Annotated in this window: 13 protein-coding genes; 1 reads left to right on the forward strand and 12 read right to left on the reverse strand. The window is 45.2% G+C overall.

The features are described 5' to 3' along the window. Window positions 1-55: 55 nt before the first annotated feature. The 10 genes from DMB88_RS18210 to DMB88_RS18250 all read right to left on the reverse strand — a co-directional run bounded on the left by DMB88_RS18210 (window position 56) and on the right by DMB88_RS18250 (window position 15,880). Window positions 56-1,906 (reverse strand): ABC transporter ATP-binding protein, encoded by a 1,851-nt coding sequence (locus DMB88_RS18210; protein ID WP_128102494.1) that lies wholly within the window; start codon window positions 1,904-1,906, stop codon window positions 56-58. A 4-nt stretch (window positions 1,907-1,910) separates the two neighbouring features. After that, the gene (locus DMB88_RS18215) at window positions 1,911-3,674 is read right to left on the reverse strand and encodes an ABC transporter ATP-binding protein (RefSeq protein WP_128102495.1); all 1,764 of its coding nucleotides are present in this window, start codon (window positions 3,672-3,674) and stop codon (window positions 1,911-1,913) included. Between the two features lie 268 nt (window positions 3,675-3,942). Continuing rightward, on the reverse strand, window positions 3,943-7,617 hold the full coding sequence (locus DMB88_RS18220) for a dynamin family protein (protein WP_128102496.1): 3,675 nt from the start codon (window positions 7,615-7,617) through the stop codon (window positions 3,943-3,945). Window positions 7,618-8,116: 499 nt separating this feature from the next. Then, the gene (locus DMB88_RS18225) at window positions 8,117-8,389 is read right to left on the reverse strand and encodes a hypothetical protein (protein WP_056696846.1); all 273 of its coding nucleotides are present in this window, start codon (window positions 8,387-8,389) and stop codon (window positions 8,117-8,119) included. A 23-nt stretch (window positions 8,390-8,412) separates the two neighbouring features. After that, window positions 8,413-9,108 (reverse strand): endonuclease III, encoded by a 696-nt coding sequence (gene nth / locus DMB88_RS18230; protein ID WP_128102497.1) that lies wholly within the window; start codon window positions 9,106-9,108, stop codon window positions 8,413-8,415. Between the two features lie 160 nt (window positions 9,109-9,268). After that, on the reverse strand, window positions 9,269-12,007 hold the full coding sequence (locus DMB88_RS18235; protein WP_128102498.1) for an S-layer homology domain-containing protein: 2,739 nt from the start codon (window positions 12,005-12,007) through the stop codon (window positions 9,269-9,271). Between the two features lie 76 nt (window positions 12,008-12,083). Beyond that, window positions 12,084-12,407, reverse strand: coding sequence for a GerMN domain-containing protein (locus DMB88_RS31420; RefSeq protein WP_254438247.1), 324 nt, complete (start codon window positions 12,405-12,407; stop codon window positions 12,084-12,086). A gap of 23 nt (window positions 12,408-12,430) precedes the next feature. Beyond that, window positions 12,431-12,772, reverse strand: coding sequence for a hypothetical protein (locus DMB88_RS31425; RefSeq protein ID WP_254438248.1), 342 nt, complete (start codon window positions 12,770-12,772; stop codon window positions 12,431-12,433). 35 nt (window positions 12,773-12,807) lie between these two features. Further along, window positions 12,808-14,214, reverse strand: a complete 1,407-nt coding sequence (locus DMB88_RS18245) for an N-acetylmuramoyl-L-alanine amidase family protein (protein WP_128102499.1) — start codon at window positions 14,212-14,214, stop codon at window positions 12,808-12,810. Window positions 14,215-14,470: 256 nt separating this feature from the next. Beyond that, on the reverse strand, window positions 14,471-15,880 hold the full coding sequence (locus tag DMB88_RS18250) for an N-acetylmuramoyl-L-alanine amidase family protein (protein WP_128102500.1): 1,410 nt from the start codon (window positions 15,878-15,880) through the stop codon (window positions 14,471-14,473). Between the two features lie 339 nt (window positions 15,881-16,219). On the opposite strand from DMB88_RS18250, the gene DMB88_RS18255 reads away from it, so the two are divergent. Next, window positions 16,220-16,789, forward strand: coding sequence for a hypothetical protein (locus DMB88_RS18255; RefSeq protein ID WP_128102501.1), 570 nt, complete (start codon window positions 16,220-16,222; stop codon window positions 16,787-16,789). Window positions 16,790-17,094: 305 nt separating this feature from the next. On the opposite strand, the gene leuD is transcribed toward DMB88_RS18255, so the two are convergent. After that, window positions 17,095-17,697, reverse strand: coding sequence for a 3-isopropylmalate dehydratase small subunit (gene leuD / locus DMB88_RS18260; protein ID WP_128102502.1), 603 nt, complete (start codon window positions 17,695-17,697; stop codon window positions 17,095-17,097). A gap of 30 nt (window positions 17,698-17,727) precedes the next feature. After that, entirely contained in the window at window positions 17,728-19,149 is a 1,422-nt protein-coding gene (gene leuC, locus DMB88_RS18265) for a 3-isopropylmalate dehydratase large subunit (RefSeq protein WP_056696989.1), read from the reverse strand. Window positions 19,150-19,399 lie beyond the last annotated feature (250 nt).

Genomic DNA, 19,399 nt, shown 5'->3' on the forward strand with positions numbered 1-19,399 from the left:
TACCAGAGTGTTCTAGTTTAAAATCTTATACGCTTAGGAAGTGTTCAAGTTTGCTCTACAAAAATTTGTACTGAGCCTCAATAAGCCCATTATACACACCTTGCTGTTTAATCAACTGATCATGGTTTCCTTCTTCTTTAATTTCACCATGATCCAGTACAATAATATTATCCGCATTCCGAATCGTCGAGAGACGGTGAGCGACCATAAAGGATGTTCTACCCTGCAACAGAACCTTCAATGCCTCTTGGATTTTCAGTTCAGTCTCCGTATCAATACTTGCTGTCGCTTCATCTAGAATTAAGATACGCGGATTAGCTAGCAATGCACGAGCGAAGGATAACAGTTGGCGTTGACCCATAGATAAGACATTGCCGCGCTCTTCAACTTCGGTATCATACCCACCTGGAAGCTTCATAATGAATTCATGAGCGTTTACTGCTTTTGCAGCGTCCTCCACTTCTTCATTGGTTGCATCCAACCGCCCGAATCGAATATTATCACGGATCGTACCAGAGAAAATAAACGTATCCTGCAGTACGATACTGATCTGACTTCGTAAGCTCTCTACGGTTACATCCCGAACGTCCCGACCATCAATCGTTAAACGCCCGTCAGATATGTCATAGAAACGGCTGATTAAGTTAATGATTGTACTTTTACCGGAGCCTGTGTGACCCACTAGTGCAATCGATTGACCAGCGGCTGCCTTAAAGCTGATTCCCTTCAGCGCCTGTCTGCCTTTCTCGTACTCGAATACAACATTGTCAAATACGATGTCCCCTTTGATTGCAGGAAGTGGCTTCGCACCCGGTTTGTCTGCAATGCTTGGCTTCTCATCCATGAATTCAAAGATCCGTTCAGAAGACGCCATTGCAACCAGTAATTGATTGTACATTTGACCTAGACGATTGATTGGGTCCCAGAAGTTACCAACGTAGTTGGCGAATGCAACAAGCAAGCCGACAGTCAACTGATTATCCTGGATCAGGTAAGCACCAAACCAGAACAGAATTAATGTACCAAAGCCACCCGTAATCTCAATGAGCGGTCCGAAGCCCTGGTTCATCGCCGAAGCTCTATCCCAAGACTTTTTGCTGGACATATTCATGTTGTCAAAGTATTTCATGTTCTCTTTTTCCTGCGTATACGCTTGAGTCACTCGAATCCCTTGAATGGATTCATTCAAGTGGGAGTTAATACGGGAGTTCTTCATACGTACATCCTGCCATGCACGGCGGATTAACACACGCAGTTTGGTCGAGATAATAAACATAATTGGAACCGTGATAATGACAGCAAGCCCCAGCTTCCAGTTAATTAGCAACAAAATGACGATGATACCAAGCAACTGTACACAGTCGATCATGACGTTAACTGCACCATTCGTAAACAAGTCCTGCAAGGAGTTAATGTCATTGGTGACACGTACAAGCACTGAGCCTGCTGGTCTTTTGTCAAAAAAGTTAAAGGACAATTTCTGGATATGCTTGAACAGATCTGACCGAAGATCGTAAATCACTCGCTGTCCAATAATATTGGTCAATTTGATCCGATACGTATTGGCACCCCACTGAATTAAATACAGTGCAAGAACCGAGCCAGCGATCAAATAAAGCAATGTCATACTGGGCAATCCCGTCTGTGGTGCTATTGCACGGTCAATCGCCAAACTGATTAGAAACGGTACAGACAATTTGGTTATTGTCCCCAGAATCATCATTAATATAACGAGTGGCAAGAGCTGCCTTGCATAAGGTTTCATATATGCAAACAATCGGCCAAACTCTTTCCAGTTAAACGGTTTCTCAATAATTTCGTCATCTTGATATACGAATCTTTCATTTAACTTTTGATTAGAAGTCCCCTTGACCTCGCCCCTATCTGCTACCGTATCGGCACTCATGAGTTCACCTGCTCCCAGCCTCCCGCTTACCGCGGGCAATGTAATCTGCATATTGAATTTTATAAACATCCTGATATGGTCCAGGTACTTCAATAAGGTCTTTGTGTTTCCCGCGCTGCACGACACGCCCTTCATCGAGCACCAGAATCTCATCTGCATGTCGTAGAGAAGATATCCGGTGGGCAATAATAAATGTCGTTCTACCACGCATGACCTCTTGGAAGCCGGATTGAATCTCATGCTCGGTTTCCATATCTACCGCACTGGTTGCATCATCAAGCACTAGAATTTTCGGGTTTTTCAACAAAGCTCTTGCGATCGCAATCCGCTGTTTCTGACCACCTGAAAGACCCATTCCGCGCTCACCGACAACCGTGTCATACCCTTCCGGGAACTCCATAATGAAATCATGTGCTTTGGCCAGCTTCGCTGCCCGAATAATTTCATCCATCGTTACATTTTTCAAACCGTAGGAAATATTGTTACGAATGCTTGAGGAGAACAGGAACGTCTCCTGAAAAACTGAAGCGATCTGACTACGTAAACTACGAATACCGATGTCTTTAATATTTTTTCCATCCAGCTTAATCGTGCCCGAGTTCACGTTGTACGCACGCATCAGGAGCTGAATAATCGTCGATTTTCCTGACCCTGTTCCGCCAAGGAAACCGATGACTGTTCCAGGAGGTGCATCAAAGTTAATATCTGTCACAGCTGCCATCTTGTTGCCATACGCAAAGGTTACTGACTCGAAGGTTACATGTCCTTTAACATGATCTGCCTCCATAATAAGTGGATCTTCTGTTTCTTGTACATCTACTGGCGTATTCAATAGTTCTAGTACGCGTTCACCCGAAGCTTTTGATTGAGTATAGTTGTTGATATGGAAACCGAGGTTCCACATTGGTCCAATTATGTACCAGATCAAACTGAAAAAGGCAACGAGTTCACCAAGTGTTAGCGTTTGCTGAATAACCATTCTGCCACCGATGACCAAGAGCAAGACCACACTTACAGAAGCAAGGATCTCCATGATCGGAAAATAATGACTCCATAAGGTTGCTGCATGAATCTGATTCGTTTTGTAACGTTCGTTGCGTGTAGAGAACTTCTCCACTTCATAAGGCTCACGAGCAAAAGATTTAACCGTACGCACGCCTGTGATATTCTCCTGTACGGCTGTCGTGAGTGAACTCAGCGCGAGTCGCATTTCCTGGAACGCAGGGTGAATTCGGGATTCGAATCTTAGCGCAACGAAGGCAAGTAGAGGAATACAAATGAGTGTATACAGGGTAAGCTGCCAACTCATCGTCATCATCATAATTGCGCCGAATACGACCATTAATACCATGTTGAGAATCTGGGCGAAGCCAAACCCGATAAAGTTCCGGATCGCTTCCAAATCTCCCGTGAGGCGGGACATCAGATCTCCCGTTTTGGCCGTGTCATAATAACGGAAGGATAAAAATTGAAGCTTTTCATAACAAGCATTACGAAGCCGGTATGCCAAAAAGTTACCCAGTCGGCCTCCAAAGAAACCGTGTAAAAATTGCATGCCCGCTTTTAAAATAACAACACCTAACACTGTCAAAGCAAGTATGGGAACGTCTTCAAAATTTCGCGGTATAATTACGTTATCAATCAAAATCCTTAGCAGGTTCGGATATACAAGCCCGAGTGCAGTCGCTATGGCGAGGAACAAGATTGATACAAATAAATACGATCGCTTTTCCCAAAAAAAGGTTTGCAGTTGCCTGAGAACATCCATGTTTCTCCTCCTCTTGTCTAGTTCAAAATAGTATGAACATTTATGAAGTTTATCACCGTCCCCCTTCGCGGCAAAGCGAATAACAGACCATATTCAGGCTACTTTCTCCTTAATGCGGCATTAACAGGGGTAAACAACCACCTATCAATCAAATGTTTGAATATTCTCTTCATTTCAGGTTGTTCGTACAAAAAAAAGGCTCCCTTGTTGACCTCTTGGTCGGGAGCCTTTTTGAACATGAATTTATAGGTACACACTTCGTGTAGACTTATTCGTGTACGAATTGCTGTATTTGTAGGGAAAGAGCATTCCATTCGTCTGCGAGTATGCCGCTAGTCAACGTTTCGTTCAACGCGTTTACTGCTTCTTGTAGTCTCTCCTCCAACTGTCTGGATTGATGCTGTAACGACTGCTGAAGCTGCACATCATAGAATTCAATAAGCTTTTGTTGCGCAGGAGGTAACACATCAGCAACCATTTGTTTGATGACAGGCTCCAGCACTTCTTGCAGTCGCTGACGTCCGCCTCCTTCGAAGAACTGCTTCGGATTGCGTAAATAACTCTGATAGGTTTTCCAGCCGGATGGCTCCTCTAATCGAATCTCTTCAAGAACCGGTGTCGTCCATTCTTCATTAAAGGATAAGGATAGATCCATCCCCTCAGATAGGCGTTTGAGTTCCTCGATGCAATCCGTAATCTGCTTCTGCAGCCATGTCTGACCTGTCTGTTCTAATCGCAGTGTCGTTGCGAGCAGTTCCTGTTCAAGCTCAACCGCGATCATGCGCAACAGCTCACGTCCACATGCGGCAAAGGCACTTTTCAACTGACCACGATCTTCTCGTAGTACAGAGGGATGGAATGCCTCAGCCATAAATGTACCCAGTCGATATCCGAGTCGCTGTCTGACATGGAAGAGCAATTCACCTGTCTCTTGTGTCAGCTCCTCTTTCATAGAACGTTCAGAGAGGGTGCGTATACGACCAACGGATTGATCCATGATGGCATTCAGCTCCAGACGACGCTGCTCTAATACCTCTTCACCTTGTACCGCATCCTCTGCTCTCTGCTTCAAGCGCTGCACCACACGGTTCAACTCTTCCGCTGCTCCGTGAACAGCAAGATCGGCAAGCTCTCTACCAGCAAAACGATTAAATTCTTCTTCAAACCGCGTGAAACCTGATTGCTGAAGCAGCTCTTCATTGCCCGTACTCTTGCCATCCATCGCAAGCAAGCTAGACACCGGGAATAATCGAGGTGAACGAATTCCGTTTGTTCGAAGCTGGGTGCTCACATGATCCAGAACCTGTTCCAATTCCTCTTCTGACGAAGAAAGATCACTCGCATTCACAACGAAGAACATCTGATCCATAGCGGAGTTGTCCTTCACCCGGCCTAATTGGTTCAGGAATTGTCGATCTCCTTGTGAAAAGGCATGGTTATAATACGTTACAAATATAAGCGCATCTGCATTCTTCATATAATTAAACGTTACTCCGGTATGACGGGCATTCACCGAGTCAGCTCCCGGCGTATCCACCAGGACAATGCCTTGCTCCGTAACTGCACAACTATAGTAGAGGTCGATGCTATCAACAAAGCAGGACTTCCGTTCATTCGCCACAAAGTTACGATAACCAGCCAGATCAACTAACACATCTTGACCCAATTGATCCGCTGTATCCTCCCAACCAGCCGCAGCCGCTTGTAAAAAGCTATAATGCGGTCTTCCTGCTGGATGTACATCTTGAGGCGACAGAGATTGGACGCGCTTCTGCCAATCTGCTCCCGGTTCACCTAAGCCAAGCAAGCGGAACGAATATGCCAGATCCTCTTGGAAGGCATTCCGAGTCTTCATCCGGACTCGGGCAGTGCCATGCTCCGCTCCACCGGACGGAGCCATAATGCGGTTAATCGCCGCTGTTGTTGGGTGCGGCGAGACCGGTAAGATAGCTTCGCCGAGCAAAGCGTTGGCGAAGGAGGACTTACCCGCGCTGAACGCACCGAACAGCGCGAGTGTAAACGTGCCGCCGGCAAGCGAAGCCGCGCGTGCACGTAAATCCCGTACCGCCGACCTCATGGCGGGGTACGGCTCCACCACCGCAGCGGCGGCTTCCAGCCGTGCCGCCGCTGCGTCCAGGCGCCGGCGACGCTCAGCGCCAGCCGCCGGGTGCCCTTGCGCCGCTGCTGCTGTGCGCGGCGGCGTTGCCTGTGGCTGCGCAGCCACAGGCGTGGTGCCCGTGTGCGAGCCGGGAGCTTCGCTCGGCGGCTCGTGCGCGGGCACTTGCGGGCTCCGCACCTCCGGCAATAGCCCGGAGGGGAGGGAGCCCGCAGGAGGCAGCAGGCTGCGCAGCCCTGCTGCCTCCGCTGCGGCGGCGCGCTGGAGCGCAGTGTAGCGCGTCGCCGCAGCGGATTGCGCCAGCAACGCTGTGCGGCTGGCGTCCAGCGCTTGAAGCGCGGCTTCGCCTTGCGCGCTCAGCGCTTCAAGCATGCGGTCGACCAGCATCATGGCCGACTTGCGGTAGCGAGCCTCAATCTCGCCTCGCAACTCTTTGCTATATTGAAGTATATACTCAGGAGACAGCTCTGCACTGGCACTTCGTTTCATCTCTAGCAAAGTTTCATCTATAACAGGAAGCTCCGCATTCAGCGCCTGCTCCCAATCAGCTCCCCAGAGCTGATGAGATTCACCCAGCTTTCTAAGCATCGTGCGGATATGAACCTCCACTTGTCCCTGAACTTGATCTTTCAGCAAGCCAGCAAGCTCCGTCGCTCGGCGTTGTTTCTCATGCTCTGTTTTGCCACCCGAAAATAGGAGCCCTACCCGGAATCCAGGTTTGCGGCTTTCCAGAAATGCACCTGCCGACGTACGGATATCCGCTGGCGTGAGATTAGCATTAGCCAGAAGCGGTTCAAGCTCTGCCCGAAACTTCTCTCGTTCCCATGACGGCTTGGAACGAAGCTCAGCTTCTTGCTGCTGAATTGCCGCTAGCTCATGCTCCAATCGCTGCAAACCTTCCTGCCCACCGATTTCCTCAAGCAGACTCGCTTCTTCCTCTTCTCGTTCTTCCGCTCGCCGCTCTAAATGTTGTTCTGTCACATGACTCGCGGAACTCAACAAACTATGCTGGATCAGTCCCTCTTTATGTTCCAACATATGTTCAATAAGCTCAGGAATCTGCTTCCACTGGTTGTAGCGGTGATCCTTATCTCGAAGTGATGTGAACAATAACCCATCATATCGAACTTCCCAAGCATTAAAGATCGTTTCAACACCCTCAACATACGTATCAAACGAAAGCTCTTTTTCTCGATGCTTATCAATCTGATTCACGATCAGGAACAGCGGTTTGCCCCAATCCGACAAACTTTTAGCAAATGACAGGTTACTCTCTGACTGCACATGATTATAATCCATTACATAGAACACAACGTCAGCTAAATGAAGTGCTGAATGTGTTGCCAATCCATGACCTCGATCTGTTGAATCCACACCGGGTGTATCTAACAGTACTGCACCATTTTTCAGCAAGGGAATATCATCCCACACTTCAATCGAACGGTATGCGCCACCATTCTTGCAATATGCTTCTAACTGCTCAGGGGAAACCTCCAGCGTACTGTTAGCACCTGATGCATTGTCAGCGCTTTCGTCATTCGTCATATGAATAATCGCTCGTGGAGCCCCATTACGGATCGATACGACGTTAGCACTTGTAGGCACAGGACTTGAAGGCAGTACCCGTTTACCACACAAACTATTAATCAGACTAGACTTACCGGCTGAGAAGTGACCGCAGAATGCAATGGTTAACTGTTTCATTTCCGCTTTGCGGATCAGATCTGTTATAGCCTGTACTGCCGTATGGTCTCTCGTCTGCTCCATTGCCTCTCGCAGTGGAAGCAGAGGTTTAGCCATCTCTACTGGATAATCTGTTTTCGTCATGACTGGCCTTTCCCCCTGGCTCCTTTAATTTGGCATCATTCATGATAATGCCTTTCTCTTATAGAAGTTGTTCAAAAAGTCCGCTTGGATTATAAAACTAAAAAATCTCATACTTACTCAGCATTTTCAGCATTAAAGTTGGATTCCTTTTGAACTCGCATTTATAATAGTCCCATTTTAACATTACCTCGTGCGAATTTGAACGATTTCTATGTAATAACGCATAGACAAAGCATCTTTTGCACCACAGATTCTGTCAACGCTCGACTTCAGATTACACTTGCCACTTCAATGACAGAAAAATTTTCCGAGCGCTGTTATCCCCAGTTTTCTTGCATTCCCTTTTTCAATGGGAAAATTCGGATATAAAAAAATAAAACCGAATATATCGGTTTTATCGATGGTACTTCACGAACATGCTGCACCCTTAATATGCGGTATTGCTCCGTAATGAGCATGTCAACATAGATGCAACATATCCATGGGTATAGGTGTAATATTAAGAAACCGCGTTCTCCATTGTAGGCAACAAGATTTCAAATACTTGTCCGTGCTGAAGAATTGTAATATTTCTTCCTTTGTCTCTCATAACTACAACTTCTGGTTTTGTGGACATGCGCTCCAAATAATGCTCAGGCACGTCGCCAGAATGACTTACAGTGATACCTTCGACTTCTTTTTCTTCATTTTCAGCCATTTCCTGCTCCACAACTTGTTCAAAAATATCGGAGAAGGCTTCAAAATTGTCAGTGTACACGGAAATGCATTTCATCGTTACTCATCCTCTTCTAGTCATTAATTTATTTTTCGTTTTGGGGTACTGCTACGTTCCTTATCTTTCCTGATTTGGGACGTTTTCATACGCTTTTTCCCTTCTCTGCATATATCCAGCAGAGGGCAGATCTGGCACGCTGGGTTCTGGGCCTTACAATGGTAACGTCCAAAAAAAATGATCCGGTGATGGGTCAACGTCCATTCATCTCGGGGTACGCGCTTCATCAATTTTTTCTCGACTTCAAGAACAGAGTCATCCCAACCAGCTAGTCCTAGCCGCTTGGACACACGTTCTACATGCGTATCCACCGCAATGGCAGGAACGCCAAACGCATTAGAAACAACAACGTTCGCGGTTTTCCGTCCGACCCCTGGTAGCGTCACAAGCTGATCATGTTCCTGCGGTACATCACCGCCATACTGCTCTATTAAAATACGGCACATGTTCTGGATATGCTTGGCCTTGTTTCGATACAGACCGATTCGCCGAATATCCTGTTCCAATTCCTCTAGAGGAACCGCCAGATAATCAGCAGGGCTCGTATACTTTTGAAACAAGTCTGCGGTTACCTTGTTTACTGTTTCGTCGGTGCATTGGGCCGACAATAGGACAGCTACCGTCAATTCAAACGCATTGCTGTGATTTAATTCGCAATGTGCATCAGGAAACATCGATTCCATCGTATCGAGTATGTGCCTAACTGTCGCTGCATTCATGAAGAGCTACCTCCCACAGAATCACCACACATGGTGGAGCCTTACTTCCAAACTTATTTCGAGTACTTTACGAGGACACAAAAGCTTGCAAAAAAAACGTCCTGATGCGGGAAAGATCCCGCATCAAGACGGTCATTCTTTGATCCTCAAAAAGAAACGATTACTGTTTTTGGATCTCCATCACGATGTTGTTCAGGAGATACAATACAATATTATCATTATCTCTGAGAGATTGCACGCTTAAAGTGTTGTCACCCTGGTGAACATATACTCCTGTACCAAGTGCAAAACGATAGTTAGTGTCCGTAGTTGTCTCACGTTTCACCAGAATTTGGTTCCCTACGCCATCGTAAGACCAGAACTGTTTGCTCAGAATTGTCATCACTCTGAAACGAGTGGAGTTATCCGTATCCTTCGTCATTTCGACCCGATCTCCAACAGTAAGACTTCCCAATGAAGTTAAAGTAGAACCGGATTTAATCACTTTGACGGGACCGCTAACCGGAACTGTCTCGGATTGACCGTTGAATAGTTTCAGTGTAACTGAAGTTGCATCAACTGAAGTGACCTCAGCGAGTGTACGTTTCACAACCTGAACAGCTTTAGGTGTAATCCCTTCAAACGTAACGTTGATCAAGTTTCCTACTGTCAATTGTGAAGCAGTTAACGTCTGACCACTTTCTCCTGTCAGCGTTGCTTGATCGAAGTAAAATTGGCTTGTCAGCAAATCCGATTTTACACGAACACGACCATTGGTTTCAATACCCGTAATTTCGAATTGAGCAACGGTGTTCAGAGCGACCTTTTGGATATAATCCTGATTCGCGCCCAACGTGACCGTAACGTTGTCGCCAATTTTCAAATCTGAGAGACTTGCACCAGACTTATTATATATTTCCACTGTAGGAGCGATTGTATAAGGAACGGTTATTGTCTGATTGCCAGACAACAAACTAATTTTCCGGTTGGAAGTATCAATATTGCTAATGGTACCCTCATACTTGAAAATAACCTTAACGGAAAGCGCACGAGTACCTACATATGTTAGATCCAGCTTGCGTCCTTCGTTCAGCAGAGACTCCAGACCTGCCATAGTTGGCTTCGTTGAATTATAATCCAACTTTGTTTTTTCATCCAATGTAAATACAAACGGTTTTTTGTTGCTATCCAGCACAGTAAGTACTTTTGTTTTAGCGTTATAGGATACTACAGATGCACCATTCATCGGTTCCATTTGGCGGCCAATGACCTGGATCCGTGTAACACGATCTTCAGCGTTCAATGTTAACTCTACCTGATCTCCATTTGTTGCATCTGTGATGAGATCATTTAATGAAGCATCCTGTATTCCATTAATAATAACTTCCGGTTTCTCAACCAGCAGCTTAGCTTCAAGGGAGCCACCTTCACGCTTGAATGTCAATGTAGACTGATTCCCACCAATCTCCACCAGTGTGCCTCGAACCGATTGCTCCACACCCTGTGACAATTCGATCGTTTGCAAGACGCTATCCCTCACCGTATATTTCACTGCGCTTCCCGGCTTAAGCTCAGCCAGTGTCAAAATCCGATCCTGATAACGAATCATAAGGCTGTCACTATACGTATATTGCTCTGTTGTTCCTGCTGTAGTAACCAGTTTAATCGTTTTGCCAGATGTTACGACCTCAGCGACTACACCCGTATCACTCTTGTTGACAATGCCCGACTTCACACGAATAATTACTGTCTTCTTATCGGCGGAAAAGGTCTCACGTTGCACTTCAATGATACTGTCTGCTGTAATATCTGATAATTTAATTGCTGATCCGTTCTGATCAATGAATGCTGTGGATTCATCGTATCCGAATGTCTCGTAGTTTTCACCAACGAAGACACCAATTTTATTACCTGACAGCGAACGCGCAAACGTTCCTTCTACTGTCTCTACCTGAGGTGTTGCATCGATCACTTCCACATAGGAAGCATTACCCGCTGAACCGACCACCTGCACTTTGGTATACAATTGAACATTGGCTTGTGGTGAACGAGTTTCACTGTCCTTTGTAAAATAAGGCGTATTGCTATTCACGGCAAAAGTCGTCAGTTTACCGTCAACGACCATCGTAATTCGGCCATCTTCAAGTCCAGTAACATATCCTGTATACGTGTTAGGATAAGCAGTATCTGTCAACGATTCACCTCTACTAAAGAACGTAGCAAGCTGTGCGCGTGTAACAGAGCCGGTTGGATTGAACTTGTTTCCATCTACACCTTTGGCCAGATCTAGACTAACGGCCAGGTTAACATAACCTTTGCTGCCATCGGAAATGCTTGCATTATCGGCGAAGCTCGTTGATTGATTGTTTTGAGCTTTTGCTTCTGCATCCTTGTTCAACGAACGAATAAGTAGCTTCGTGATCCACTCACGAGTAGCAGGCTTCTGTCCCCAAGATGTTTTGGACACATCCACTGCTGCTTCTTCCGTTTTATCAATCAGTCCCAGTTCCAACGCCAATGCGACGTAAGGCTTGAAGTAGTTGCCTACTTCCATAGTTGTCGGTAATGCCGCAGCCGTGCTGTCATTCAACTGGTCTTGTTTATTCATAAATCGAATGGCCATAGTTACCGCTTCTTGCTGCGTTACCGCGTCTCCTGGACGGAATAAGCCTTTTTCACCGAGGAGAATTCCTTGGTAAGCCAGCTTGTATACGTGTTTCTCAGCCCAATATCCTGCTTTGATATCACTGAACAAACCGGTTGGTGCAGCCGTATTACTTACTGTTGTAGTCTGGCTCTGTCCAGCATCTGTTGCTTCAGCTGCCAAGGCAGCCCCGCCAGCACTAAGAGCCATCATACCTGCAAGCACGGCTGAAACTACTTTTTTAGAGTGTGATGGATTATTATATTTAAAAGTCACCTATGATTCCCCTCTCTCATGTAAAACGGCTGATATTCCGCAGAATACACGGTAAAACAACATATGAAGCTCTCTATTAAGATCTCGTCATTGGATGTTCCAAATCCACATGGCCCATCAAACTCTCGGACTGTTGTCCATCCACCAATAGATCAAGTGTCTTCACTTCATCAAACTGGAAGAACGTTTTTTGCAACGCTTCAATGGCATATGCTTCTCCACCAGCACCGAGCCTAGCCGTATCTGGCATATGGATATCGAGTGTGAGAGCACCATCCTTGAACTGAACAGACTTCAGTTCGATCTCCTTAGACCACAGTGGAACGAGTTTGTCATCTGAGCTTTGTTGTAAAGCTTCGAAAGCAGACTTATATTTGTCTTCTTCCGCTGCATAGGTCACAGTAGCTGTAGATTCATGCAGTTCTAGCTCCTCTGGGTCTGTGAAGAATACGTTGATAGTCTTCTTCTCTGTCGCTTGCGAAGCATCCGTCTTACCTGTGTTCTCCGAGCTCGGGCTTGTACCCCTGATGAATTCGTTCCTTCTGATTCAGACGTAGTTGTGTCTAGTGTTGTTGTTGAAGTCGTTTCATCTGGCTCTACAGTGGTAGGTTCAGTAATTTCCGTTTCACCTTGCACTTCTGTCACAGTATCTTCGGAGCCTGCACCTTGCGTCTGAGGTGGAGCGGCTGTCGGCTTATTTCCACATCCAGCAGCGACCGCCATAACCGTTACTAGTAGTGCTGCAATCCATAATTTTTTGTTCATTCTAACTCCGCCTCCTGTACATAAGGAATTCACCCTTATTTAATTCCCAGATACTCCTTGATCCCTGCAACAATACCTTTGGCTACACTATTTTGGAAACTCTCCGTAAACAGTGCCGCTTCGTCACTCTTGTTGCTCAGGAATCCACCTTCCAGCAGAACAGCGGGCATTGTTGTTTCACGAGTTACATGGAGACTAGCCGTTTTAACACCGCGATCCTTCAATCCTGATGATTCCAATAAATGCTTGTGCATTATTTTGGCTAGTGCTTGACTGGTAGCACGAGAATAAAATGTCTCTACACCATTTGCCGCTGCAGGTCCACTGTTAGCATGAATTGAAATAAAAATATCTGCTTTCAGACTTTCAGCGATTCTTACACGTTCTTTCAAGGCCAAAAATGTATCATCGCTGCGCGTCAGCACAACGTCAATGTTCGATTCTTTTTTCAACAAGGCTTCCACTTTCAGTGCCATTGCCAAATTAAAGTCTTTTTCTCTTTTGCCCGTTACGCCGATCGCACCTGGATCTTGATCCCCGTGTCCTGCGTCAATAACAACAACCTTTTTACCATTGTTTCCAACAGGGGGCTGTGTTGTTGGGCCTTCTTTGTTCAGATCAACGATAACTAAACCAGAATCGTTCTGTACGTCATAACCTTTGCTATTTGTCAAATCAATAACAAATCTTACGGTTGATGGCGTATTGCTGTATAACGAATAACGAATCTTGGATACATCGGGATATCCGTTCACAACAAGTTGTCCATTCTGATTGCTGTCTAGAGCTTGTCCTTGGCTGAAAGAATCAGCAAATGCCGTATTAGGCAAATCGATAACAATTCGATCCGGTCCTGTCATCGTGAAGACGTTCGGCTTCGTATCTCCGCTAGTTGCAATTAAGAAGCGGTTATCGCTGAAGCTGATGCCGTTCACCAGTACAAGACCTTCCTGCGTATCTCCGCCGTTATTGCCGGAGTTCGGGGGAGTAGTCGTTCCGTTTCCGGAACCTGAATTCTGGGTAACTAATGTTACCGTCTTCGTGGTATTGTTCCAACCCACCTTTAGACCCATTTGTTCACCAACAAATCGGAGCGGAACAAGTGTCGTACCATTTTTTACGAGTGGCGGGACATCCAGGTTCACGTTACTGCCGTTCACCGTTGCCGTCTTCTGTCCAACAATCATCTGCATGGCAGTGTTGTCTTTGCTTATAGTCACGGTGCTTGTCTTCTGTTGCCAGTCCACACCATATCCCAGGCTTTCAGAAATAACCCGAATTGGAACCATCACACTGCTGTTGATGTTTTCCGCTTTGGCATCCGAAGGCTGTACAATCTCTTTCCCATCTAGGATAATTTTCGTATCTGTTGCTGCATGACTATAGCCCGGGAAAACGAGCCCAAAGACAAATAACAGTACCAAAAAACCGAACTTCTTCATCCTTCACCCCTACCATTCTCATATTTTTTTGCCACACGTTGCGGTATTTCAGCTCTGACTGACACTTGGGCATTACCAGACACCTATTAGACGCCTCCAACACGCAAAAGTTGCGAATATATTCCATCATCACTGAAAAAAAACGTTGTTAAATCAAGCTTTTTCTACATTTTTATGGTTTTAATTTCCCATTATTCACATCTATGCATCTTGAAACAACGAACTACCCTAATCATTAAAACAACGATATTTATGTTTACTTGCCCAAAAATTCTAAGATTCCATCAACGATGGCCTGTGCACATTTGTTCTGATAATCCTCGGTGAACATTATCGCTTCATCCGATTCATTACTTAGAAAACCAAGCTCTAGAAGAACGGCTGGCATCGTTGTTTCCCTTGTCACATGCAAACTTGCCGTCTTAATGCCGCGATCCTTAAGTCCCGTAATAGGCAATACATATTTATGAAGGATATCTGCTAACTCTTTGCTTTCCGGGCGAGTGTAGAGCGTCTCTATCCCATTGGGGACAGGCGTCGTAAATTTATTACCATGAATGGACACAAAAACATCTGCATGATTCAATTCAGCTATATCAACTCGCTGCTGCAAGGACAATTCCGTGTCATCCTTACGTGTAATGACAGTCTGAATGTCCGTGTAGGACTGAAGTAACGCTTGCACTTTGAGGCCTACAGCCAAATTGAAGTCCTTCTCGTATTTGCCTGTAACGCTAACCGCTCCAGACTGTCTTCCTCCATGCCCTGGATCAATGATAACAACCTTTGTCCCATTAGGAATTTCCACAGCAGGCTGAGGAGTGATTGTTGTTTCACCATTTGCCGTAAGATCAATCAGTATCTCTTGATTTTCTCCATGCGACCACTTCGCAGTAGCGATATGACTTAAATCAAAGACAATTCGAACCGTAGCAGGAGAGTTACTGAAATTAGCATACCGAATCTGGGTAATGAATGAAGAGTCTGTGACTTGAAAACTGCCGCTTCCATCTGGCTTGGAGGCTTGTCCTTGAATGAACTGCTGAGAAAACGTAGTTCCCGGCAAATCAACAATGATTCGATCAGGATTCGTTAGCGTGGATAGCTTCGGAGTAATGTTTCCTTTGGTTCCCAAAGTAAGCTGATTTCCACTAAAGTTAATACTGTTTAGCTCTGCAAGAGAAACTGATCCAGGTGTTTCTAATGAATCTTCTTCGTTATCTACTTCTACTACAGGAGGCAGACTGGATAGGCTTACAGTCTTGGTTCCATTGTCCCAACCTACGAGCAGTCCCATGCCTTCACCGACAAAGCGCAACGGAACTAACGTCGTGCCTTGTTTAATCAAAGGAGGTGCATCCAGACTTACCTTGTTTCCATTGACAGTAGCCTCCTCTTGCCCGGCGACCATCTGGATGCTCCTTGCTCCTTTTAGGACACTAACCGTCTGTGTCGCTTTCTCCCACTTAACCTCATAACCTAAATTTTCCGACACAACTCGGATGGGAACCATTACTGTCTTACCCGTATTTTCAGCAGGAGCTCCTGTTTGCTGCTCAATTGTTACACCATCCAGTACGATGGAAGGAGGCGTGTCAGCATGCACCATTGCAGGAAATACGCACAGAAATAAAATAAATACAAATACTGCTGACCATTTTCTCATACATCATCCACCATTCTGTTGGTCTGTTGTGACTCTATTTAACTCTCAGGTATAAACATATGTCTAACGTTATGTAGCCTTCCATAATCTACTAACCAGTTTATCAGATATCCTGTCATATTCCGGTTACAACGTTGTCATAATTGGTCGGAAATATGGCGAAAAAGAATAAACGTCCGCAGATGTTTTCTACCTATTGAATGCAGAATCTATCAATCATGTCTTTTATTGACGTCAGCACCTTCAATAAGGTAACTTTAATTATACATATTATGGAACTTCAAAAAGGTACGAAGGCTATGTTATTACAATTACAATCCATCCATATGGAGGTCTGACATGTTTACTTTATATAAGAAGAAACCAGACGGTAAACTACTGTACGCAGAATACTGGATCGAAGATGGTCAGCTTGTCGAGCATGTTGGAACTGTTGGTACAATAGGTACTTCAAGTCGAATAGATTTTCCTGGCGAATATCAAAATGAAGACGAATTCAAACGTAATTTCTTATCCCGTTACACTAGTCAGGGCTATGAACAAGCTTCCAATCAAGAAGGTGTTATGCTACTCATCCAATATCCTATGAAGAGCCTATCTGGAAGCAAGCGTGATCTATGGCTAAGGGATAAAGCAACGGAGGCATTAACAAGTGAGCTGGGCTGGAGAGGTCTAGGCTTCGTAGATGGCTTCGATATGGGCAAGACTACCAATCCAGTAGAGCAGTACGCCTTGAACATATACTGCCATGTTGTAGATGAGAAGCTCGGTATTCAAGCCGTCAAGCGTGTACTTAAAGAAACACGATTGGATCACACTCAGATCAAAATCGCTTCGAAAGTGATGAACAGAGATGCAGCCTACGTGCTCCAATATTCGGCTAAGAAAAACTCCGCATTTTATGTATAAAGCTCAATGAATGACATTAGTGCGTGTTCAAAAAGGACGGTTTTCAGTACCGAGAAGATGGGATGAAGATAGAAATGGAGTAGCGGAGCGTAGGCGGAACTACGTGAGCAACGGACATTTCGGCTGAATCCCATATTCGACGCTGAGATGCCTGCAGGCATCCTTCGTAATCAAAAGCGAACTTTTTGAACAACTTCTATTAGCAATCGATCAACATATGGTGAAATGAAAAAAGCTTCTGTTTCACAGACTGGAACCAGGTCCATACTGTGAAACAGAAGCTTTTACTTTTATTATTTTAGCAATTAGCCAAACAATTTTGCTGCATGGCGTTGCTCATATGCTGTGATCTCATCATCATGTTGAAGTGTCAAACCGATATCATCCAGTCCTTGCAACAGGAACTGACGACGGTGCTCATCCAGGTCAAACTCAATATGCAACCCGTGTGCATCTGTAATCGTTTTGTTCTCCAGATTCACATTCAATTCGTAGCCATCATGAGTTGCAGTGCGTTGGAACAGATCTTCTACCTGTTCTTCCGACAACTTGATTGGCAAAATTCCGTTTTTGAAGCAGTTATTATAGAAGATATCCGCATAAGAAGGTGCAATCACACAACGGAAACCGTAGTCCATAATCGCCCATGGTGCGTGCTCACGAGAAGATCCACAACCAAAGTTAGCGCGAGAGATCAGAACTGATGCCCCTTCATAACGTGCTTTGTTCATTTCAAAGGAAGGATTGTTGTTACCCTCTTCGTCAAAACGCCATTCGTAGAACAAAAATTGTCCAAACCCCGTGCGTTCGATCCGTTTCAAAAATTGTTTAGGAATAATTGCGTCTGTATCTACATTGACCCGGTCAACCGGTGCAACGATGCCTTGCAGTGTTTTGAAAGCTTCCATGTGATCCGTTCTCCCTTCTGTTCGTTACAATTAGATAACTGCTTCCGTTTTGAAATTCCAGTCACGTACATCAACAAAGTGACCTTTAACCGCCGCTGCAGCTGCCATTGCTGGAGATACCAGATGCGTACGTCCTCCGCGACCTTGACGTCCTTCAAAGTTACGGTTCGATGTTGAAGCACAACGTTGTCCTGGTTTCAATACGTCTGGATTCATCGCAAGACACATACTACATCCTGCATCACGCCATTCAAAGCCAGCTTCTGTGAAGATTTTATCAAGTCCTTCTTTTTCAGCCTGGATTTTGACACGTCCTGAGCCCGGAACAACAATTGCCGTAACATTGCTAGAAACTGTGTGTCCTTTAGCTACTTGTGCAGCTGCACGCAAATCCTCAATCCGTCCATTGGTGCAAGAACCGATGAACACATAATCCACTGGAATTTCGGAAATTGGTGTTCCAGGTGTAAGACCCATATATTCAAGCGCTTTTTCAGCAGCTTTACGTTCATTTTCAGTAGGCAGTTCCGCAGGAACAGGGACTTTGGAAGAGATATCGGTTCCCATACCTGGGCTTGTGCCCCAAGTTACTTGTGGAATCAATGACTCTACATCGATTTCAACTACGCGATCAAACTCAGCACCTTCATCGGTTACAAGCTCTTTCCAAGCGGCAACAGCTTCGTCGAATTTCGCATCTGCTGGAACATATTCACGTCCACGCAGATATTCAAAAGTTGTTTCGTCTGGAGCGATCATACCTGCTCTTGCGCCACCTTCGATGGACATGTTGCAGACCGTCATACGCTCTTCCATACTCAGTTCACGAATAGATTCACCTGTGTACTCGATAACGTATCCAGTTGCAAAGTCAGTACCATATTTAGCGATGACTGCGAGGATCATATCCTTCGCTGTTACACCTGGGTTGCGTTTACCAACGAAACGAACTTCCATCGTTTTGGCTTTGGCTTGTTGCAAACATTGTGTCGCCATAACGTGCTCTACTTCACTTGTTCCGATCCCGAAGGCAAGTGCACCAAACGCACCGTGGGTTGAGGTGTGGCTATCACCACAGACAATCGTTTTACCTGGATGAGTTAGACCCAACTCAGGACCCATAACGTGGACAACACCTTGATCAATCGTGTCCAAGTCGTATAGCTTAACACCGAAATCACGGCAGTTCTGCGACAACGTATCGATTTGTTGTTTGGAGATTGGATCTGTAATGTTAAAACGATCTTTCGTTGGTACGTTGTGATCCATCGTTGCAAATGTCAGTTCAGGGCGACGAACTTTACGACCACTCAAACGCAAACCTTCAAATGCTTGTGGAGAAGTTACTTCGTGTACAAGGTGCAGATCGATATAAAGAATGCTTGGCTTGCCTTCTTCCTGATGAATTACGTGGTTTTCCCAAATTTTCTCAAACATCGTTTTTTTACTCATCATTTTCACCTCATTATAAGTTCGTTCCATGGAAGAGCCTCTTGTGTTCGTTCACATCAGCGAAGCTCTTGAATGACATAAATATATCACTCGTCCATTCATTGTTCCAAGATATAATATCTATAGATGTAATAGGATTAACCTATAACGAGGGAAAGCCAAATAAACCACTGCTCTCAGCAGAGGTTTTAATTGATAACAATTATCATTATCATAACCTTATACTACGTTTCTTAACGGATTGTGTCAA

This window comes from Paenibacillus sp. DCT19 (assembly GCF_003268635.1).
Taxonomy (GTDB): Bacteria; Bacillota; Bacilli; order Paenibacillales; family Paenibacillaceae; genus Paenibacillus.